We start from the raw sequence: 254 nt of genomic DNA, 5'->3' as shown, positions 1-254 counted from the left end.
GTAGTCGTCGGCCGATGCGGACAGCGGCGCGGCAATCACCGCCAGCAGCGGCCAGGCCAGGGCCTTCATTTGCCACCTGCCGGGGCGGTGCCCTGCAGCGGGAACTGGCCCAGTGCGCCGCGCACCGTATCGGCGATGCCACGGGTGCTGTTGCCGACCGCGCCCAGCGGGCCACTCATTGCGCCGCCAAGACTGCTGCCGACCATGCCGTCGCCGTTGCGGCCCAGCGTGCCGCCCAGCGCCTGCTGGGTAAC

Annotated in this window: 1 protein-coding gene; it reads right to left on the bottom strand. The window is 72.8% G+C overall.

What is annotated here, in order from left to right:
* Positions 1-65 precede the first annotated feature (65 nt).
* The coding region (locus Q5762_RS39055; protein ID WP_315897067.1) for a hypothetical protein at positions 66-254 on the bottom strand (189 nt) is incomplete at its 5' end.

The organism is Streptomyces sp. P9(2023), from assembly GCF_032436795.1.
GTDB lineage: Bacteria > Actinomycetota > Actinomycetes > Streptomycetales > Streptomycetaceae > Streptomyces.
Note: the sequence above shows the minus strand (reverse complement) of the source record. Positions and strands in the feature narration are given on the sequence as shown.